This is a genomic window from Polaromonas sp. UBA4122 (assembly GCA_002381615.1).
Taxonomy (GTDB): Bacteria; Pseudomonadota; Gammaproteobacteria; order Burkholderiales; family Burkholderiaceae_C; genus Polaromonas.
In genome coordinates this window covers 1-18,847 of the sequence record DFWY01000101.1, presented here as the reverse complement: position 1 = coordinate 18,847, position 18,847 = coordinate 1, and the positions used below count along the sequence as shown (strand labels likewise).

Annotated in this window: 21 protein-coding genes and 2 riboswitches; of the genes, 5 read left to right on the top strand and 16 right to left on the bottom strand. The window is 61.5% G+C overall.

Translation table 11 applies throughout. From position 1 onward, the window contains the following. From B3F77_RS13425 to B3F77_RS13355, 15 genes are all read right to left on the bottom strand, one after another. Positions 1–634: biotin carboxylase N-terminal domain-containing protein (locus B3F77_RS13425; protein WP_293605433.1), on the bottom strand; the 634-nt coding region annotated here is incomplete at its 3' end. A gap of 75 nt (positions 635–709) precedes the next feature. Beyond that, positions 710–1,360: an urea amidolyase associated protein UAAP2 gene (locus B3F77_RS13420; RefSeq protein ID WP_293605432.1), complete on the bottom strand. Its 651-nt coding sequence runs from the start codon at positions 1,358–1,360 to the stop codon at positions 710–712. 58 nt (positions 1,361–1,418) lie between these two features. Further along, complete coding sequence (locus B3F77_RS13415) at positions 1,419–2,102, bottom strand: urea amidolyase associated protein UAAP1 (protein ID WP_414703013.1); 684 nt, start codon at positions 2,100–2,102, stop codon at positions 1,419–1,421. 145 nt (positions 2,103–2,247) lie between these two features. Beyond that, positions 2,248–3,084: an ABC transporter ATP-binding protein gene (locus tag B3F77_RS13410; RefSeq protein ID WP_293605430.1), complete on the bottom strand. Its 837-nt coding sequence runs from the start codon at positions 3,082–3,084 to the stop codon at positions 2,248–2,250. A 4-nt stretch (positions 3,085–3,088) separates the two neighbouring features. Next, the gene (locus B3F77_RS13405) at positions 3,089–3,907 is read right to left on the bottom strand and encodes an ABC transporter permease (protein WP_293605429.1); all 819 of its coding nucleotides are present in this window, start codon (positions 3,905–3,907) and stop codon (positions 3,089–3,091) included. A gap of 56 nt (positions 3,908–3,963) precedes the next feature. Then, a riboswitch (guanidine-I (ykkC/yxkD leader) is annotated at positions 3,964–4,071 on the bottom strand. A gap of 232 nt (positions 4,072–4,303) precedes the next feature. Then, the gene (locus B3F77_RS13400) at positions 4,304–5,008 is read right to left on the bottom strand and encodes a hypothetical protein (RefSeq protein WP_293605428.1); all 705 of its coding nucleotides are present in this window, start codon (positions 5,006–5,008) and stop codon (positions 4,304–4,306) included. Between the two features lie 119 nt (positions 5,009–5,127). After that, entirely contained in the window at positions 5,128–5,934 is an 807-nt protein-coding gene (locus B3F77_RS13395; RefSeq protein WP_293605427.1) for an N-acyl homoserine lactonase family protein, read from the bottom strand. Next, entirely contained in the window at positions 5,931–6,608 is a 678-nt protein-coding gene (locus tag B3F77_RS13390) for a cysteine hydrolase family protein (protein WP_293605426.1), read from the bottom strand. Before B3F77_RS13390 ends, B3F77_RS13395 begins: the two co-directional genes overlap by 4 nt. A gap of 12 nt (positions 6,609–6,620) precedes the next feature. Beyond that, positions 6,621–6,815: a hypothetical protein gene (locus tag B3F77_RS13385; protein ID WP_293605425.1), complete on the bottom strand. Its 195-nt coding sequence runs from the start codon at positions 6,813–6,815 to the stop codon at positions 6,621–6,623. After that, positions 6,800–7,384 (bottom strand): creatininase, encoded by a 585-nt coding sequence (locus B3F77_RS13380; protein ID WP_293605424.1) that lies wholly within the window; start codon positions 7,382–7,384, stop codon positions 6,800–6,802. Before B3F77_RS13380 ends, B3F77_RS13385 begins: the two co-directional genes overlap by 16 nt. Further along, complete coding sequence (locus tag B3F77_RS13375; RefSeq protein WP_293605423.1) at positions 7,381–8,301, bottom strand: DMT family transporter; 921 nt, start codon at positions 8,299–8,301, stop codon at positions 7,381–7,383. The genes B3F77_RS13380 and B3F77_RS13375 overlap by 4 nt, the downstream gene beginning before the upstream one ends. Before the next feature lie 21 nt (positions 8,302–8,322). Then, complete coding sequence (locus tag B3F77_RS13370) at positions 8,323–9,087, bottom strand: SDR family NAD(P)-dependent oxidoreductase (protein WP_293605422.1); 765 nt, start codon at positions 9,085–9,087, stop codon at positions 8,323–8,325. After that, entirely contained in the window at positions 9,087–9,875 is a 789-nt protein-coding gene (locus B3F77_RS13365) for an SDR family NAD(P)-dependent oxidoreductase (protein ID WP_293605421.1), read from the bottom strand. Before B3F77_RS13365 ends, B3F77_RS13370 begins: the two co-directional genes overlap by 1 nt. A 1-nt stretch (position 9,876) precedes the next feature. Next, positions 9,877–10,890, bottom strand: a complete 1,014-nt coding sequence (locus tag B3F77_RS13360) for a fatty acid desaturase family protein (protein ID WP_293605420.1) — start codon at positions 10,888–10,890, stop codon at positions 9,877–9,879. Between the two features lie 80 nt (positions 10,891–10,970). Further along, positions 10,971–12,008: an ABC transporter substrate-binding protein gene (locus tag B3F77_RS13355; protein WP_293605419.1), complete on the bottom strand. Its 1,038-nt coding sequence runs from the start codon at positions 12,006–12,008 to the stop codon at positions 10,971–10,973. Between the two features lie 53 nt (positions 12,009–12,061). Further along, positions 12,062–12,172: riboswitch (guanidine-I (ykkC/yxkD leader) on the bottom strand. A gap of 253 nt (positions 12,173–12,425) precedes the next feature. On the opposite strand from B3F77_RS13355, the gene B3F77_RS13350 reads away from it, so the two are divergent. From B3F77_RS13350 to B3F77_RS13330, 5 genes are all read left to right on the top strand, one after another. Next, positions 12,426–12,911: a glutathione peroxidase gene (locus tag B3F77_RS13350; protein ID WP_293605418.1), complete on the top strand. Its 486-nt coding sequence runs from the start codon at positions 12,426–12,428 to the stop codon at positions 12,909–12,911. Positions 12,912–13,192: 281 nt separating this feature from the next. Then, positions 13,193–14,986 carry an alkaline phosphatase gene (locus tag B3F77_RS13345; RefSeq protein WP_293605417.1) on the top strand — a complete coding sequence of 598 codons (1,794 nt, stop codon included), beginning with the start codon at positions 13,193–13,195 and terminating at the stop codon, positions 14,984–14,986. A 104-nt stretch (positions 14,987–15,090) separates the two neighbouring features. Continuing rightward, positions 15,091–15,462 carry a hypothetical protein gene (locus tag B3F77_RS13340; protein WP_293605416.1) on the top strand — a complete coding sequence of 124 codons (372 nt, stop codon included), beginning with the start codon at positions 15,091–15,093 and terminating at the stop codon, positions 15,460–15,462. Beyond that, on the top strand, positions 15,459–16,160 hold the full coding sequence (locus tag B3F77_RS13335; RefSeq protein WP_293605415.1) for an ABC transporter ATP-binding protein: 702 nt from the start codon (positions 15,459–15,461) through the stop codon (positions 16,158–16,160). The genes B3F77_RS13340 and B3F77_RS13335 overlap by 4 nt, the downstream gene beginning before the upstream one ends. After that, the gene (locus tag B3F77_RS13330) at positions 16,123–17,436 is read left to right on the top strand and encodes an ABC transporter permease (RefSeq protein ID WP_293605414.1); all 1,314 of its coding nucleotides are present in this window, start codon (positions 16,123–16,125) and stop codon (positions 17,434–17,436) included. The genes B3F77_RS13335 and B3F77_RS13330 overlap by 38 nt, the downstream gene beginning before the upstream one ends. A 66-nt stretch (positions 17,437–17,502) precedes the next feature. On the opposite strand, the gene glcF is transcribed toward B3F77_RS13330, so the two are convergent. Next, complete coding sequence (glcF, locus tag B3F77_RS13325; protein ID WP_293605413.1) at positions 17,503–18,732, bottom strand: glycolate oxidase subunit GlcF; 1,230 nt, start codon at positions 18,730–18,732, stop codon at positions 17,503–17,505. Positions 18,733–18,847: the final 115 nt, after the last annotated feature.

The following is an 18,847-nucleotide window of genomic DNA, read 5'->3' as shown; positions in this document are numbered from 1 at the left end:
TCTGCACTTCAATATGGCGGGCGTCGGTGATGTAGCGCTCCAGAAACACGCCGGCATCGGAAAAGTTGGATTGCGCCAGGCGCCGCACTGACTCGAACGCTGCGCGCAGGTCGTCGGCATGGCGGCACATCTGCATGCCGATTCCGCCGCCACCCGCACTGCTCTTGAGCATCACCGGATAGCCGATGGATTCAGCCTGCGCCAGTGCGTCGTCCAGATCGGCCAGCAGGCCCGTGCCGGGCAACAAGGGCACACCGGCTTCGGTGGCCAGCGCCCGCGCCGTGTGCTTGAGGCCAAAGACACGCATTTGCTGCGGCGTGGGGCCGATAAAGGCCAGTCCGGCCGCTTCACAGGCCTCGACAAACTGGGCGTTTTCCGAGAGGAAACCGTAACCCGGATGGATGGCCTGCGCGCCGCTGGCAAGAGCAGCCTCGATGATGCGCTGCATCGCCAGGTAGCTTCGGGCCACGGCCGCCGGGCCCACGCAGACCGCCTCATCGGCCATGGCCACATGCGCGGAGTCAGCATCGGCTTCGGAATAGATCGCCACGGCGCCCACACCCATGAGGCGCAGCGTGCGGATGATGCGACAGGCAATCACACCCCGGTTGGCAACAAGAACTTTTTTAAACATGATCGACTCAGTGCAAGCAGCAGGTCGTCCTGCCAGTCAAGAACAGGTACCGGTCGTCCGGCACCTTGATATTTGTTACGCTGGGTCCCAGACCAGGCAGCGCACGGGCGTGGGGTTGTAGGCGTTGCACGGGTTGTTGAGCTGCGGACAGTTCGACACCAGCACGATCAGGTTCATCTCGGCGCGCATCTCGACATACTTGCCCGGCGCGGAGATGCCGTCCTCGAAGGTCAGGCCGCCTTGCGGCGTGACCGGCACGTTCATGAAAAAGTTGATGTTGGAGGCGATGTCGCGCTTATGCAGGCCGTGCGTGTCGTGCGCAATGGCGGCCATGAAGTTGTCGCGGCAGCTGTGCATGAAGCGCTTTTCCAGTGCGTAGCGCACCGTATTGCTTTCGCAGGAGCAGGCCCCCCCCAGTGTGTCGTGAAGGCCACAGGTGTCGGCAACGATGCTCAGCATCGGGCGGCCCTCGCTCGACATGAGCTTTGTGCCCAGCCCCAGGTACAAGGCCCCCTGTGCCTGGATGGTGTGCGTCAGGCTGTAGTGCTCCTCGGGATCATCGGCGTTGAAGAAAAGCGTGTCGACGGCCTGATTGCCCTCGAGATCGACGATGCGGAAGATCTGGCCCTTGGCGAGCCGCTTCATCCATGGCTCGCCGGCTAGAACGGTTTCGTCCAGGGTTGCCTGCGCTGGTTCGAGTGCGCTGGCCTGAATGGTGGCAGACATGATGGGTTTCCTTGGAATGATGGAGTCGGAGGGATGAAGCGATGGGCTGCGTTCTGATTTACAGAAACCAGCGCTCGGTGTTGATGAAGCCCCGCTCGTTTTCGGGACACGACCGACGACACACATCGTCGGCACCGGCTGTGCCCGAACGCCAGGCCGTGAGCTTTACCGCCCCCGGGGCGTATTTCGGTGCCGGATCAAGCGGATGCGGTGCCGTGGAAAGCACCACCAGCACATTCATCTCGAAACGCACATCGACATGCTGGGCCGCCTGCCGGTGGACCACATCGAAATGCAGCTTGCCTTCCAGATCGGCGCTCACCTTGCTGAAGAAGTTGACATTGGCGGCCACATCACGCCGACCCAGGCCCCATTTGTTGAGCTCGACCAGGAAACCATCGAGGCCGCTGCGGTACATGCCGTTGCGGTGTTCCTGGTAGCGCGCTTCACCATACTTCGCCCGGACACCTGCGGCGTCAATCACACCACAGAGCGCGTCATGCCAGCCGCAGCCATCTTCCGGGATGGAGCACAGCACACGCCCCATGTCCGAGTAACAGACATGCCCGCTGGTGAGAAAAGCCGTGTGCTGCGCCTTGAGCGTGTCGGGCATGTTGTAGCGCTCGGTCTTTTCTTCCTGGTTGAAGAACAGGGCCGAGACATTGGCAGCACCGTGCAGGTCTGTCAGCCGCAGCGTATTACCACGACGCAGCACACCCGACCAGTGGGCGCCCCCGGGCATGGTTTCTTCCCACAGCACCCGCTCGGGGGCAAAGGTGGACGAGGTCTCCGACACTGTGGCGCGGGCCAGCGGAGGCAAATTGGCAAAAGTGGTTGGCATGGCTTGGTCGCTTGTGATTGAGGTTGGATGACTGGGCGCTACGGCGTCAGACCGCAGCGCTTTGCAGGTTGAGTTGGTCGAGCATGTCTAGGTCGGTGGTGATGCCCGTGCTTTGCCGGATGCGCGCCAGGATCTCTGCGCGCAGTTCGCGAAACGGCGCCGAGTGCTTCATATCCTGGGTGCGTTGTGCAGGCAGAGGCACCGCAAACGTGCTGTGGATACGGCCTGGACGAGGCTGCATGAGCACCACGCGCTGGCCCAGGTAGATGGCCTCCTCCACATCGTGGGTTACGAAGATGATGGTGGTTTTTTCAACGCGGTGAATATGCAGGATCAGGTCATGCATGACCTCGCGCGTCTGCGCATCAAGCGCGCCAAAAGGCTCATCCATCAGCAGGATCGAGGGGCGACCCATCAGCGCACGCGCAATCGCCACGCGCTGCTGCATGCCGCCCGAGAGCTGGTTCGGATAAGCCAAGCGCACCTTGTTCAGGCCGATCAGGTTCAGCAGGGCATCGGCGCGGCCCGAAGCCGCTTCCACATCGGAGGAAGTCAGGTTTTCGCGGTTGACCTTGAGCTGGCGACTGAACTTGATGTTGTCGATGACACTGAGCCAGGGATATAGGCTGTAGTGCTGGAACACCATGGCCCGGTCAGCGCCCGGGCTGTTGATCGTTCGGCCATCGCACAGCACATCACCGCTGGTGCGGTACTCCAGCCCTGCAAGGATCCGCAACAAGGTTGATTTGCCACAACCGGAGGCACCAACGAGCGTCACGAACTCGTTGTCCTCGATCGTGAGATTGACGTCCTGCAGGGCAGGGACCTGGCCGGCAGCGGCGTCGAATATCTTGCCGACATTCTGGATGATGACTTTGGACATGGCTTTACCCTCTCGCATGCGACCAGGGGAACAGACGGCGATGTAACCAGCGGAAGCCCTGGTCCATCAACAGGCCGATCACCCCGATCAGGATGATTCCGCCGAAAATCGTGTCGGTCTTGAGGTAGCGCTGCGCCTTCAGGATGGCGTAGCCCAGCCCGGAATTGGCGGCCACGAGCTCGGCCACCACCAAGTAGGTCCAGGCCCAGCCCATCGTGATGCGCAGCGTGTCCAGAATCGCCGGTTTGGCCGATTGCGAGAGCACCAGGCGGATCATTTCGTAGCGGGTCGCGCCCATCGTGAGTGCTGCTTCGACCTGCGCCAGCGGAACGAGCCGGACGTTCTCGGCGACCATCAGCACCATCTGGAAAAAAGTGCCAATGAAGATGATGGAAATCTTGGCGCTTTCCCCAATTCCCAGCCACAGCATCACCAGAGGAATGAACGCCACGGCCGGCATGTAACGGATGAAATCGGTCAGGGGCTCGAGCAGCGCCTCAATCGGGCGGAATGCACCGATCAACAGGCCCAACGGCAAGGCCAATGCGGCAGACAGCGCAAAACCGGCCGCAACCCGGTAGATGCTGATGGCGGCATCCCCCATCAGGTCATCCTCGAACAGCCAGGACACCACTCGGGTAAACACCTTTACAGGCCCCGGCAGAAAAACCGGATCAACCCAGCCCGAGGCAGAGGTGGCAGCCCAGGCGGCGAACGGAATGAACAGCCCCAGCGCGGCAAACAACCAGTACTGCCGACGGGATAAATGTCCCGCAATGCGCCAGATGCCTGGGCGTGCGGGTGGCGATACTTTTTCGGACAATGCGGGCTCCAGAAGTTGAAGGATCAAAGCAAGAGAGGACGGCGATACACACCATCTCCTCCCGGGCTTTTGTCCCTCCGTGGAGCCGCATCGAATGCGGCCGACAGCTCTCGGACCAGACAGCTCAATTCAACATGGAGCCCGGAACCCTAGCGGTCTTGCAAGTCAAGCGGTGTGCCGTCAGCACAATGCCTCTCTTGCATTTAGATTAGCAACTTCAATGCCAGATCTGTGACGTGGCGTCGAGGGCATCGTTGCACCTAAATGTTGCACTACGTCCAGCGTCATGCCACCATCCGGTGCCTTGGCCAGTGGCACGCACCAAAACAGGATGAAACCGCACTCTTATGGGGTATCTGTGTGGTGGTTACAGGTCATCATCACGCGCGTGCAGACTCAAGCGCTTGGCGCGGTGCAGTTCCACTCCATGATTCGCCAGGGTCCGCATGAGAAATCACCCATGATGTGCGCCCGGGATTCAAGCTCACGCTGCAACACGCAGGACAGGCTGCGTCCCTCCAGTTCGGGCAGGGTGGAATGTTCAATCGTCCAGCGGCCGGCATTCAGGGTGCCAAAGGAAATTTCAAAATCCAGCATCTCCCATGCGATCTCAGGATGACGAGCGACAAGATCGGCCAGCGACTGCCCGGCCTCCCTGTCATGAGGCCAGCTCAGGCACCGTGGGCGAACATGCATCAAATAGCGGCCAGCCACAAGCACCCTTTCCTGGTTGTCCTTGCCCGACCCGTCCATCCCAGCCAAAACAATGTAGCGGCCGGTGGAGTCAGGCAGTCTTTCCCAAATCTCAAGATAAGGAGCGTGGATTCCCGTCTCGATCACGCGATCAGGCGTTTCAAACACCATCACACCCGCATCCGCGTCCTGCCGTGCCGGCTGGAAGTCACTGAGGCGTTGCCAGGTGCAGACCTCCCCTTCGGCCTGTTGCCGGACCTGCGTGACACCGCAAAAGCCCTGCTGACTGGCGAGCCGAATCGTCTGTTGCAGGTCAGGTTCCGCACAAGGTTGCTGCGTGGCATCTGGCCGGGCCGTCAGGGGGATGCGGAGATCGGCATGCCACACACGGGCCTGCAGCCAGCGCACAAAGCTGCGCTCATCGCGCTGCCCCGGCGTCTCCAGCAGAGTGCGGGCCCAAACGCCACGATAGCGCTCCGGCACGGCAGACCCGTCAGAGTCTGGTGATAGCCCGATCTGAATAGCGCTCATTCGTAAGCCATTGGAAAGGGTTGCAGCGAACGGTAAAATGCCATGTCGTGGTTGGGCCATATCCGGGCACCGGTCTTATGTGCAAGCGCCTTGAGTTTGCGGATGCTGTCCACGGCCTGACTCTCACGCCCCTGCCACAAGGTGCCGGGCGCCACTTCATCATCGAGATTTTCCTGCAAATCCGCGGCATCGCCAGCCAGCAAGACCGGCGGGCCCTTGGGCAACTCGATCAACATCGACATGTGTCCCAGGGTATGCCCCGGACTTGCCACGGCATGCACGCCGGGCAGCAGCGTGTACTCGCCCTGTTGCAGTCTGAACTGCAGAGGCGTGCCGGCATCGTCCTCCAGGTCATCGGCAAAGACGGCCGCATCGGCACCGCTGCGCGCCACCGTCATTTCATCGTGCTGCACATGAATCTCCGCGCCACAGCCACAGCGGCGCAAGTCCTTGAGACCGCCGGCATGGTCAAAATGCAGATGACCGATGAAGATCACATCCACATCGGCCGGCGTAAGCCCCAGACGCGCCAGATGAGGAGGGATGCGCTGTTCATCGCTCATTTCGGGCGCCCCGAACTCGAACACTGCAGGGTCGTAATAACGAGCCCGTGCCAGTGGGTCGTTGATCTTTGCATGGTCACAGCCCACATCGTAAAGAATGCGGCCATTGACGGTCTCAATCAGATAAGCCAGTATGGGTGCCTCGATTTGCTGGCCGCGGCCGCGGTTGAAGGTCGAGATCGACTTGTCGTAGCGATGGGTCGCCGTCAGCAAAGGCCATAATTTTTTGACTTGTGTCATGGAATGTCTCGATGGACATGAGCGCCTTGGAGCGCCACGAGCAGTTGGTCGGTCGTTGCCACGCGGCCAAAAATACCGCCTTCGACGCCGATCATCGCGAGCGCTGGCGCCTGCAATGCGGGGTCGAAGGCCGCTGTGGCGTCTGCAACGGTCAGGCAGGCGTAGCCACGATCAACCGCTTCGCGCAGCGTGGAGTGCACGCACACCTCGGTCGTGACGCCACAAAGAATCAATTGGCTGATGCGGCGATTCGAAAGCACCAAGGCCAGATCGGTCTGGTAAAACGCACCGTAGCCCGGCTTGTCAATGACGACTTCACCCGCTGCCGGCTGCAGCGCATCAATGAAGTCATGCCCATATTCGCCGCGTACCAGCAAGCGGCCCATGGGCCCTGCACTGCCTATGGGAGCGCCTGCTTGCAAGCTGCGCCGCATTTTTTCGGTCGTGCAATCGGACAGGTCGGGGCTATGGCCTTCGCGCGTATGCACCACCAGCATCCCCGCACGGCGCGCCGCGTCAAGCAGCCGGCGGATGTGGGTGATGGGCTCGGCGAGCCGTGCAACATCCAGTCCGGCGCGCGCCGCGTAGCCTTGCGGACTGCAGAAGTCACGCTGCATGTCGATGACCAGCAGCGCCGTGTCTACGGGTTCAATCTGCCAGGCTGGCTGTCCCATGAACCTTCCCCTTCAGCGAAAGCCGGTGTTGATGGCCAGCGCGATGCGCTCTGAGACTTCCTGCGCCAACAGCCGGCCCTTGGCAGCATCAGAGCCGCGCGCGGACGACAGGACGCCCGAAGGTGGAACCCAGTCGCTACGGATCGGGTAGATGTCGTAGGGTGGGAAGTCGGCGGGTCCATCGTCGGGAATCAGATCGAGCCGCACCAGCGACGGGGGTAGTGCAGCATCATGGAGGTTTCCAGCACAGCCGCATGTTCGAGCGCGAAGCCGGGGAAACCATCGGTGAAAACATGCGCCAGGGTTTCGGGGGTCATGAAGTCCCAGTATTCCAGCCGCATGACTTCAAGCCTGGCTCCCGGACCGACATCCCGCAAGCCCAGGTCGATGCCTTCGATGAGGAACCACTGGTTTTCATAGTGACCGTTGAGGATAACGAGCTTGGTGACCCCATGGCGGGCAAACTCGCGCACGGCATCACGCACCGAGCCGATCAGCGTAGCCGCATCCACGCTGGTGGTGCCGCAAAAATGCTGACCGCCACCGCACTTGGGCTGGGACTTGTAGCCATACGACAGCGTGGGTGCCACCAGACCGCCCACGCGGGCAGCGGCATCGGCGGCCACGGCCGCTGACAGCAGACCGTCCGTGCCCAACGGCAAATGCGGGCCGTGCTGCTCCAGCGCGCCGACGGGCAGCAGGATGGGAGGCTTGTCATTGGCCATGCGGGCCTGGTAATCGACCCAGGACAATTCGTTCATCCAGACTGTGCTCATGCAGACTCCTTGCTAACAGTGGTTTGGTGCAGGGCGGATTCGCCCGCATCCGTGGCTTCGATCAGGGCTGCGAGTGCGATCAATGCGCCGCCCATCCATTCGACCGGTGAAAGGTGCTCGTCGCCCAGCCAGGTGGCGCTGAGCACGGCCACCAGCAACTCGGCCACCATCACCACGCCGGCACGGCCGCTCTCCATATGGGTCACACCGTACTGCCAGGTGGCGGTCGCCAGCAGTAGCCAGACAAATCCATAGGCCAGCACGGCCAAAAAGACCGGGGCAGACAAGGTAGGGACAGCGACGCCCTGCCAAACGACAGTGACGCACGAGAGCACACTGCAGCCCAGAAATACGGCTACCGTCTTGGAGCGTATCGGAATCGCCTGCCCGGCGCGCGCAATGATGTTGTTGCCGGCAAACGCCAGGCCGGCAGACAGCGCCAGCAGATCGGCAGCACTCAAGGGTGATTCCAGCGCGCTGGTGCCACCTATCACCAGCCATAACCCGAATACCGCCAAAACCACAGCCATCGCACGGCGGGCACGCACTTGCTCGCCCAGAAATAGCCAGCCGCCGAGCACCGACCAGACGGGCGAGAGGTAAAACAGGAACATGACGCGCACCACATCACCGAGCATCAGCGCGTTGACGAAAGACGTGTTGGCCCAACCGCCCACCAGCGCCAGGGCCAGCAGCAAACCCCTCTGCGAACGCCATGCTGTCCGCTCGCGCAAGAGCAGTACGAAGGTGCCCAGGCCGACCAGACCATACGCCAGCAGCGAGAGCACCGGGCCGGACAGGCCCATCGCAACAAACTGCTTTAGCGGCCACCACGACAGCCCCCACAGCGACGAAGAGAACAGCAACACCGCCACGGGCAACGCGGATGATCGGACGGGAATGGGCAGTGCTTGCATGAAGGCTTCGTCGATCCAGATTCAGGTCATCACGGAGCCGCCATTGGGCCCGAGCACCTGCCCGCAATAAAAGCGCGACAAATCAGAGGCCAGGAACAGGGCTGTGGCGGCGATCTCCTGCGGTTCGGCGATGCGCCGCTGCGGGATGTCCAGCTCCTTGGCCATACATTCCGGGCTCATGGCATCAAGCGACACCATGGCCGTGTTGACCGGCCCCGGTGCAATGGCGTTGACACGGATCGCAGGCGCGAATTCGCGCGCCAGGGATCGCGTCAGGCCAAGCACCCCCGCCTTGGCAGCGCAGTAGGGTGCATAGTGCTCGCGACCCAGCACGGCGAGGTCTGATGCGATATTGATGATGATGCCCCGCCCGCGCGCCACCATGCCGGGCAGGAACGCGCGCGATGTCAGGAAAACCGATTTCAGATCAGTGACCAGCATCCGGTCCCAATCGTCCTCAGTGGTCTCCAGAAATGGCTTTTCCTGGATGATGCCCGCGTTGTTGACCAGCACATCAACCGTGCCACAAACCAGCGCAGCCTGTGCCGCCAGCCTGGCCACATCCGCGGACAAGCTCACATCGGCTTCGATGGCCCAGGCCTGAGCGCCCAGGCTTTGAATCTCGTGCACCAGCGCGGCGCCCTCGGCGGTGCGCCCGAGGTGGTTAACCACCACGGCAGCACCGGCCTGCGCAAATGCCAGGGCGATGGCGTGGCCGATACCTGTGCTTGCGCCAGTCACCAGCGCCGTGCGCCCCGACAGCGATAACTCGTACGCCGCAGCCATCAGCTCATCACCTCGCCGTTGCTCACCACAATGGCCTGCCCGGTCAGGGGCGCCGCATCCACGCTGGCCAGAAAGAGATAGATGCCGGCAATGTCGGCTGGCGTGAGCATGGCCGGCAGAGCCTGCTGCGACAGCCGTTCGCGCTCGATCTCGGCTTCGCTGCGACCTTGCTGCTGGGCCATGCTGGCCAGTGAGCGCATGGCCGCGTCGGTGCGAATCCAGCCCGGGCAGACCGCATTGACGCGGATGCCACGCGCTGCGAGTTCGAAGGCCAGCGAGCGCGTCAAACCAATCACGGCGTGCTTGCTGGCCACATAGGCCGAGAAGTCGGCCACACCGGTCTTGCCCCAAATAGAAGACTGGTTGATGACGCTAGCGCCCGCAGGCATCAGTGGCAGCAGGGCACGTGTCAGGCGCACCATGCTGACCACATTGTTGTCAAGCAGACTGGCCCAGCGCGCCATCGCATCGGGAGCACTGCTGTCGATCGGTGTGGGGTATTCGCTGCCAGCATTGTTGATGAGGACATCCAGTGTTCCCCATTGCGCCTGCAGCCGTGAGGCCAACGAGGCGACCTGCGCGTCGTCACTCAAGTCACACACGGCCGTGCTGACTTCGGTTGGCGATGCCAGCTCCTCGGCGAGGCGCTGCAGGTGTGCAGCATCCCGGTCGAGCAGCAGCAAGCGCGCACCCTGTGCTGCGAACGCGTGCGCCAGCGCACGGCCAATGCCGCCACCCGCGCCGGTCAGCACCACTGCTTTTCCTCGCAGCGCATAGCTTGGCTTCACGCTACACCGCTGTCAGGAAAGACACACCCACGGCACCCAGAAAACCGTCAGTGCGTCCGCTCACGCCCGGGGCCTGAACCTGGCCGTAGTCGCTGGCCAGCACGCGCTTGACGCGGTTGATGTGAAAGCTGCGCAGCAGCTCAGGCACGGGAGTGACTTGGGCGTGATCAGCTGGATATAGCTCGCGGTGGAATGTGGGCAAGCGATGCCAGGGCGCCGTGGGACGCTCGTGGTGCGCGTTGTGATAGCCAAAATTCAGCCAAAGCAGGTTGAGCCAGGTGTTGTCCAGGCTCACAACGTTGCTGTAGGTGTTGGCCTGCTCGTAAGCGCGGTCGCGCAGCTTGTCAGCCGGGATGGCTTGGTCATCAAGAATGGGATAGGCGTCGTAGGTGTGCTGAAAGCAGTCGGCAAAGCGCAGCACGGTGATAAACACCAGATAGGCCGCAAAGTACAGCAGCAGCGCCTTGAGCGACCACCAGCCCAGTGCTGCCAACAGCGTGAAGCGAACTGCGGCAACGGCCAGAATGCGCCCTCTTGCCGCACGCTTGCGCTCATCGCGAAAAGGCAGTATCACCACAAAGGCCCGCATCAGGAACTCCACGGCGGGGAAGTAGGTCCACTCCAGCGCCAGCACCGTGTTGCGCACCCAGGCCGGGGAGCGTAGCAGGAAGCCGCGAACATCAAAGGTGATCACATCGGCCCGCTCCACATGGTGCCGCATGTGCTTGCGCCGCATGTCGAAAAAGGTGGCGTAGCAGCTGCCGTTGATCCAGCTCATCAGCGTGCCCCAGCGCTCGTTGGCGGCCGCAGTCTTGAAGATGGCCTGGTGGGCAAATTCATGGATGAAATAAGCGGACCAGATCAGGGTCTGCGCGACCAGCGCAAAGCCCAGGGCATTCAAGGCCCAGTGCATCGAGCCCAGCAGGGCCACACCGGCGCCATAGCCCAGCAGCGTGAAGCTCAGCGCGACCACATTCGGCCATACGCCATCGGGGTAGCGAAAAATCTGCTTCATCATGAGACCTTCATTTCATGCACCTGGCCGCAGCGCCGGTCAACTCTTGCGTCACCGGCGCTGCAGGCATCCGGGTGGAGTTACTTCTTGGCGAGGGCGCCGACGAATTGCGCGTCAAACGTGGTTTCAGTCGCCGGCACGGTGGTGATCTGGCCCTTGGCCTTGAGCAGCTGGCCGATGATTTCGCCGCTGGCGTAGTACGAGGTGGTTTCCTTGGCTTTCACAAAAGCCTTGGGCATCTCGGCCAGCGGAATGTTGTATACGCCAGAGAGCTGTTCCTTGACTTCCTTGGGCGTAACACCCATGAATTTGCCAATGATCTTGGCAGCCTCATCAGGCTTGGACTTCATGTAGGCCATGCCTTCTAGGTAGGCTTTCATGATGCCGGATATTTCTCCTGGCTTGGCCTTGATGGCCTTGTCGTCAAACACCAGCACGTCGGCAATCAGGCCGGGCGCATTCCTGGAAGAGAACACCACCTTGAACTTCTTGCCGCCGCCCTGGCTGAGAATCTGCGAGAGGCTGGGCTCGTAAGTCACGCCGATAGGCATCTGGCCCGAGGCCATGGCGGCCGGTACCGCCTCGGGCGTCATGCTGACCGCCGTGATGTCCTTGTCACTCAGGCCGTTCGTCTTGAGCGCATAAGACAGCAGAAAATCCGATGGCGACAACGGGTTGAAGCCTACCTTCTTGCCCTTGAAGTCAGTCACCTTGGTGATGCTGCTGTCAGCCACGATGGCGTCGCCGCCGTTGGAGTAATCAATCGGCATCACCACCTTTTGCGCCTGGCCACCGGCGACCTGACCAACCACCTGGTCATAGGTCAACATGCCGCCATCAATCGCGCCCGAGGCCATCGCAGGCGGAATCAGGGCCGGGTCGGTGAAGACCTGCAAGGACACCTTGAGGTTGTATTTCTTGTACAGATTTAGCGCGTCCGCCACATAGAACGGGCCGTAGCCGATCCAGACCACCGTGCCAATTTTCATGGACGTCGGGCTGGCGGCAAAGGTAGACGCAGCCACCAGGGACACGGCCAGGCCCAGGGCTGGCTTGAACAGACGGCTCAGCAGCGACGCAGCGCCGGTACGCGAAGAAGAAAAACCAGATGATTTCATGAGGAGGCTCCTAAAGTGAATGACGGACGCAGGAAGATACGACTGGTACATCGTTCTCCCGGGCTTTTGTCCCTCCGTGGAGCCTCTTGCGAGGCCGGGGCACTCTCGGACCAGACATCGCTCGAATTCATCGTTCGGCGACCGGAACCCTAGTGCCCCTACGCTAGTAGCATTTGCGCCTAATCTGCACAAATCGCTCTTCTTGCAATAACACTGCAAGCAATACGCGTGCCATCGTCTTTGGCCTGAGGACCGTCTGCCAGCCCCCTCATTCCGCACCAACATGATCAACCAAGCATCGCCTGCCCCCCCCTTGATGTAACGGCGCCCTGAATTGGTGCAAGAAATGCCCTGCGCACCTTGTGCCCTTGTAGCTGCTAGGATCTTCCTAGCAAAGCCCCCATTTTGGAATTTCCCATGCCCAGCGTTTATGACTTTGAAGCCCGGTACATTGACGGTAAGACCGCCCCTTTAAGCAAGTTCAGGGGCCAGGTGATGCTGATCGTGAACACGGCCAGCCAGTGCGGCTTCACCCCGCAGTTTGGCGGCCTTGAAGCGCTGCACACAAGCTACGCCGGCAAAGGCCTGGCGCTGCTGGGTTTTCCGTGCAACCAGTTTGGCGCGCAAGACCCGGGCAACGACAGCGAAATCGCCGAGTTCTGCCAGGTCAACTATGGGGTGAGTTTTACTATGATGTCCAAGATTGATGTCAATGGCCCTGCGGCCCATCCGCTATACAAGTGGCTGTCCGCCGAAGCGCCGGGGCTTCTGGGCAGCAAGGCCATTAAATGGAACTTCACCAAGTTTCTGGTCGGCAAGGACGGCCAGGTGATTAAGCGCTATGCGCCGCTGGACAAACCCGCCGACTTGGCGAAAGACATCGAGGCTGCGCTGGCCGCCTGATTTTCTTAAGGAATAAATGGCTATAACGCTTAATTGACGGGCGCTGTCAGCTATTTATTTGATAGTGCATCGTCCAGCACTTCAAGCCAGTGCTGCACCGGCGTGGCGGTGCCATTTTTCAGATATGGCGTTACCGAATTCAGTTCTTGAAACCATCAGAGGACTTGGGGTAAGTTTTCACCGTGATTGAGGCGCTCACTTCCATGGGCGAAACATCATTCACGAATTTGTAACATGGACCGAATAAACTGCCATGTTTTCCCAAATTACGGACCATCACCATGCGTTTCAAGCCCTCCTTTCTAACTTTGGCATTGTGTGCTGCAGTGCTTTCAACGACGTGTGCCGCACAGACCATCTTCCCGTTGAGTCGCGCCGACATCCTGGCGGGATCGCACTTTGACTTCAAGATCGAGTTCGACAGCGTTGTAGATCCTGCGCAAGTCAAAGTCACGATCAATGGACAAGATTACGCCAAACTTCTGGGCCAGTCGGCCGAACTGATTGCCAGGGAGGACGGTAAAGAAGTCTCCAGCCTGATGCTGCGCGATGCGAGCATCAGCAAGCCTGGTCACTACACCGTGACGGCCACCGATGGCAAGACCAGCAGCTCCGCCACCTGGAGCGTGTACGGCACGCCCGCCAAGCGGGTGGCCAAAAACGTGATCCTTTTTATTGGTGACGGGTTTTCCATCGGCCACCGCACCGCAGCCCGCATCTTGTCCAAAACCATTGAGGGCGGCAAGTACACCAGCAAGCTCGCCATGGACGACATGCCCTACATGGCCTTACTTTCCACCCAAGGCACGGACTCCATCATCACCGACTCCGCCAATGCAGCGCATGCCTACACCACCGGGCACAAATCCTGTGTCAATGCGCTGGGTGTCTATTGCTCGCGTGCGGCGAGCACGCTGGAGCATCCCAAGGTTGAAACCATCACCGCCATCGCCAAGCGCCGCGGCATGGCGATCGGCGCCGTCACCAACTCCGAAATTGAAGATGCCACACCGGCCGCGATGGTGGCGCACACCCGGCGTCGTTCGGACTACAACGACATCGTCCAGATGTTTTACGACAGCAAAATCGACGTGATGATGGGTGGGGGTTCCCCTAACTTTTTGCCCAAGTCCACCCCGGGCTCCAAGCGCAGTGACGACGTCGATTACATCGAGCGTTTCAAGCAGGCCGACTACAAGTTGGCGATCACCAAGTCCGAAATGTTGGCGGCCGCGCAGGATGTCAAAACCACCAAGCTGCTGGGCCTCTACAACACCGGCAATGTGGATGGGGCGCTGGACCTGAAGTTTCTCAAGAAAGGCTCGGTCGCCAAATTCCCGGACCAGCCTGATGTGCCTGAAGAAATGCGTGCCGCGCTGCAGGTGCTGTCGCGCAACAAAAATGGCTTCGTGCTGATGGTGGAGAGCGCCCGCATCGACAAGTATTCGCACTCGATGGACGCGGAGCGCGCCATTTACGACACCATCATGCTCGACAGCGCGGTCAAGCAGGCGAAAGAATGGGCCAAGGCCCATGGCGACAATACCTTGATTCTCGTTACCGCGGACCATGCGCACGCCGTCAGTGTGATTGGCACGGTCAACGACGACGAGCCCGGCACCGAGATGCGCAACAAAGTCGGCACCTACGCCGAGGCCGGTTTCCCCAACTATCCCGCGCCGGACGCCGAGGGTTATCCGGGCAAAGTCGATGTGTCGCGCCGTCTGCGTTTAACCTTTGGCGCTTTCCCTGACTACTACGACACCTTCCGCCCGTTCATGGACGGCGAGTTTGTCCCCACCCTGCGCAATGCAGAGGGCGTGATGGTCGCCAACGAAAAATACAAGGACGTTCCCGGTGCGGTGCTGCGCGAAGGCAACCTGCCCAACAAGGGTTCGCGCGGCGCCAACAGTGGCGTCCATTCGGGCGACGACGTGGTGCTGACCGCCATGGGCCCAGGCGCCGACAAGGTGCATGGCCAGATGGAAAATACCGACCTGTTCCGCGTCATGGCCGAGGCCCTGGCGCTGGCGCCCAAGGCTAAAGCGGTCGCCGCCCAAGCCCCGAAAAAGTGATCTCCCGGAACAGTCCAAGGTCCGGCGCATGGCCTCGCCGGTCTTTTTTGTTGTTGCCACTGGCCAGCGTCGTACCCTTGGCAAGGGCGGTGGACGCCATTAGCATGGACACGCTGCTGACCTTTGACTCCCTCTACAAATCGGTCGGGGTGTTGGGCATTCAGTATTCGGAGCAGGCCAAAGCCCTCAAGGGCAAAGAAGTGCGCCTGCGCGGCTACATGGCGCCGCCGCTCAAGCCCGAGAGCAAGTTCTTTGTACTCACGCGTGAGCCGGTGGCGGTGTGTCCGTTTTGTGCATCGGATGCCCAGTGGCCGGTCGACATCGTGGTGATTTATCTGCGCGATACGCTGGCGCCGGTTGACTTTTCGCGCCGCATCGAAGTCACTGGCACGCTGGAAATGGGCTCATGGACCGATCCCCAAACGGGTTTTGTCAGTCAGGTTCGCATGGTCAATGCCAAGGTCGCCAAGCTGTGAGCGATGCGGGCTCGTTGCAGGTGCAAGACCTGGTTTTTCGTTTTCCGCAGCAGACGCCATTGTTGAACGTGCCTTCGCTGCAGCTGGCGTCGGGCCACAGCCTGGGCATTCGCGGCGTGTCGGGTGCGGGCAAGACCACGCTCTTTCACTGCCTGGCGGGCATCAGCACAGCAACGGCAGGACATATCGTCTGGGGCAGCACTGACCTCTGTGCTCTGAAAGCCGATGCCCTGGGCCGCTGGCGTCACCAGCATCTGGGCTTGATCTTCCAGGACTTTCATTTGGTGGACGGACTCTCGGCGCTGGACAATGTGCTGCTTCCCGCTTACTTTGACAGCTGGAAGCCCGCGCAGCCCCTGCGTGAGCGGGCGCGTGACTTGCTGGCGGCCGTTGGCATTGCCACGCTGGATCGCCTGGCCGCGGTTTTGTCGCGGGGCGAACGCCAGCGCGTTGCATTTGCCCGGGCCTTGCTGATGCGCCCGGCCATCGTGATGGCCGATGAACCGACGGCCAGTCTGGACCCCGAGCAGCGCGCCCAGGTCGGCGACCTGCTGGTGACGCTCACGCGTGCGCAAGGCGCGACCCTGATTGTCATCTCCCACGAACAGGAATTGCTGGCGCGCATGGATCGCTGCCTGACGCTGCAAGCCGGGCATTTACATGCGTGTAGCAACCCTGAAAGCCGGCCCGCACCATGAGGGTCCCCGGGCGACCACCATTTCACCCCATGTCATGATGCACAGCTTCAATCCCTTCCCCATGGTTCGTGCCGACCTGCGTCGCAACCAGTTGCTCGTGTGGGTGACTGTGCTTCTGGTTGCCATTTCGGTGGCCACGGGCATTGCGGTGATTTCCCAGGAGCGAGCGCTGCGTCAAGGCAGTGCGCGTGCGGCCGATGACTTTGATGTGCTGGTAGGCGCGCCGGGCAGCGCCACCCAACTGGTATTGACTTCGGTGTACTTGCGCGCCCAAGCCATCCCCTTGCTTGACGGCGACATACTGGCACAGGCCAGCACCGCCGCCGGCGTGAAATACGCCGCGCCGATCGCCTTCGGGGACAACTGGGCGGGCTATCCGATCATCGGAACCATCGCCGATTTCGCCAGCCGCGGCGGCACGCTGCCCCCGATTCAGGGGCGGCTGTTTCGCCAGCGCGGCGAAGCCGTGGTGGGCGCGGGCGTCAAGCTGGCGCTCGGTGCCACCTTCAGTCCGGCGCATGGACGCCACCATGAGCCGGACGATGAGGCGGAACACGCCGATGCCGCGCATAGCGAGCTCCACTACACCGTGGTCGGGCGCTTGCCGGCCCGACACACGATCTGGGATAGCGCCATCTTGGTGCCGGTCGAAGATGTCTGGCAGGTGCACGGCCTGTCCTCCGGGCACGATGCCACTGACGTCGCGCGCATTGGCCCGCCCTGGAATTCAAAGCAGCTCCCGGGTGTGCCGGCGATTGCGATCAAACCCGTCTCGATTGCTGCTGCCTATGGCCTGCGTGGGCAGTTTCGCACGCCACGCAGCCTGGCCTTGTTTCCTGCTGAGGTGCTCAACGACTTGTACCTGACACTGGGTAATGTGCGTGACCTGATGTCACTGCTGGTTATCACCACCCAGGTGCTGGTGGTGGCTGCGGTACTGATGGCTTTGCTGGTCGGTTTTTTGGCACGCAGGCGTCAGTTCGCCGTGTTGCGGGCCATGGGTGCCAGCCGCCTTTATGTCTTCAGTGTGGTTTGGATCGAAGTGCTGCTGCTGATCGTGGGCGGTGCCGCCATCGGTGCGTTGTTGGGGTGGGGCAGTTCAATCGCTTTGTCGTCCTGGATGCAGACCCAAATCGGGTTTGAGATGCCGGTGCGTCTGGGGGCTGCGGAGGCGGTGCTGGTGGGCGGACTCGTCCTCGCCGGTGCGGTGATCGGCACCTTGCCCGCCTGGTTGGTGTTCAGACGCCCTATCGCCGAAGGGCTGGTGGCGGGATGACGCGCCCTGGCATAAGGCGGAATATGGTTATAGCGCCCGTGGATAGGGTGCTATAAGCTATTAATTTTATAGCGCTTTGAGGAGCGCATCGTCCAGCAGTTCAATCCAGTGCCGCACCGGCGTGCTGGTGCCGCTTTGCAGATGTGTGATGCAGCCGATGTTGGCCGAGACGATCACCTCAGGCGCCATCTCGCCCAAATTGGCCAGCTTGCGGTCGCGTAACTCATACGCAATTTTTGGGTTGAGCACCGAGTAGGTTCCCGCAGAGCCGCAGCACAAATGCGCTTCACTGCTGGCCACCTTGATGTCAAAGCCCAGTTCGCCCAAATGCTTTTCAACGCCGCCGCGCAGCTGCTGGCCATGCTGCAGGCTGCAGGGCGGGTGAAAGGCGATCTGGCCTGCTCTGGCGGACACCTTGTCACGCAGCTGATCCACCAGTTCGGGCAGCAGCTCACTCAGGTCGCGGGTCAGCTCGCTGATGCGCGCGGCTTTCACCGCATAAGCCGGGTCTTCCTTGAGGATGTCGCCATATTCCTTCACCGTGACGCCGCAGCCCGAGGCGTTCATCACGATGGCCTCGATACCGGCCTCAACATGCGGCCACCAGGCGTCGATGTTATTGCGCATCTCGACCTTGCCGCCTTCCTGGTCGTTCAGGTGAAACTTGACGGCGCCGCAGCAACCGGCCTTGGGCGCGATGACGGTCTGGATGCCGGCCGCATCGAACACGCGGGCGGTGGCGCGGTTGATGTTGGGCGCCATGGCCGGTTGCGCGCAGCCCGCCAGCAGCAACACCTTGCGGGCGTGCACCGCTGTCGGCCAGAGGCCCGCGTCCTGCTTGGGCGGCACCTTGTTTTTCAGTGCCGCCGGCAGCAGCGGGCGCACCCGTTGGCCCAGCTTCATGGCCGGGGCAAACAGGGGCGAGGGCAGGCCTTCTTTCAAGGCCCAACGCAGCGCGCGTTCCCCGAGCGGTCGCGGCACCTGGGCGTCCACCAGTTTGCGCCCGATGTCCAGCAGATGACCATAGTCGACGCCCGAGGGGCAGGTGGTCTCGCAGTTGCGGCAAGTCAGGCAGCGGTCCAGGTGCAACTGGGTTTTGCGCGTCGGCGTTTCGCCTTCGAGCACCTGCTTCATCAGGTAGATGCGCCCGCGCGGCCCGTCCAGCTCGTCACCGAGCAGTTGGTAGGTTGGGCAGGTGGCGGTGCAAAAACCGCAGTGCACGCACTTGCGCAGAATGGCTTCGGCAGTAACGCCGTCAGACGTGCCTTGGTATTGCGGGGCTAGCTTGGTTTGCATAGGAATTTGTCAATGTGATGGCCGCGTCGCTGGCGCTCTTGGCCATGGCAGCGGCGTGGGGCAAACCGGGAACTTGTCATCGCGAGCGCAGCGTGGCGATCCATGACCCCTGGAT

Bases quoted from the DNA above. Each gene is read 5' to 3' on its own strand.
- glcF (WP_293605413.1), bottom strand. From the start codon at position 18,732: ATGCAAACCAAGCTAGCCCCGCAATACCAAGGCACGTCTGACGGCGTT.
- B3F77_RS13395 (WP_293605427.1), bottom strand. From the start codon at position 5,934: ATGACACAAGTCAAAAAATTATGGCCTTTGCTGACGGCGACCCATCGC.
- B3F77_RS13420 (WP_293605432.1), bottom strand. From the start codon at position 1,360: ATGTCTGCCACCATTCAGGCCAGCGCACTCGAACCAGCGCAGGCAACC.
- B3F77_RS13415 (WP_414703013.1), bottom strand. From the start codon at position 2,102: ATGCCCGGGGGCGCCCACTGGTCGGGTGTGCTGCGTCGTGGTAATACG.
- B3F77_RS13330 (WP_293605414.1), top strand. From the start codon at position 16,123: ATGCGTGTAGCAACCCTGAAAGCCGGCCCGCACCATGAGGGTCCCCGG.
- B3F77_RS13370 (WP_293605422.1), bottom strand. From the start codon at position 9,087: ATGGCTGCGGCGTACGAGTTATCGCTGTCGGGGCGCACGGCGCTGGTG.
- B3F77_RS13345 (WP_293605417.1), top strand. From the start codon at position 13,193: ATGCGTTTCAAGCCCTCCTTTCTAACTTTGGCATTGTGTGCTGCAGTG.
- B3F77_RS13410 (WP_293605430.1), bottom strand. From the start codon at position 3,084: ATGTCCAAAGTCATCATCCAGAATGTCGGCAAGATATTCGACGCCGCT.
- B3F77_RS13375 (WP_293605423.1), bottom strand. From the start codon at position 8,301: ATGCAAGCACTGCCCATTCCCGTCCGATCATCCGCGTTGCCCGTGGCG.
- B3F77_RS13360 (WP_293605420.1), bottom strand. From the start codon at position 10,890: ATGAAGCAGATTTTTCGCTACCCCGATGGCGTATGGCCGAATGTGGTC.
- B3F77_RS13350 (WP_293605418.1), top strand. From the start codon at position 12,426: ATGCCCAGCGTTTATGACTTTGAAGCCCGGTACATTGACGGTAAGACC.
- B3F77_RS13380 (WP_293605424.1), bottom strand. From the start codon at position 7,384: ATGAGCACAGTCTGGATGAACGAATTGTCCTGGGTCGATTACCAGGCC.
- B3F77_RS13390 (WP_293605426.1), bottom strand. From the start codon at position 6,608: ATGGGACAGCCAGCCTGGCAGATTGAACCCGTAGACACGGCGCTGCTG.
- B3F77_RS13355 (WP_293605419.1), bottom strand. From the start codon at position 12,008: ATGAAATCATCTGGTTTTTCTTCTTCGCGTACCGGCGCTGCGTCGCTG.
- B3F77_RS13340 (WP_293605416.1), top strand. From the start codon at position 15,091: ATGGACACGCTGCTGACCTTTGACTCCCTCTACAAATCGGTCGGGGTG.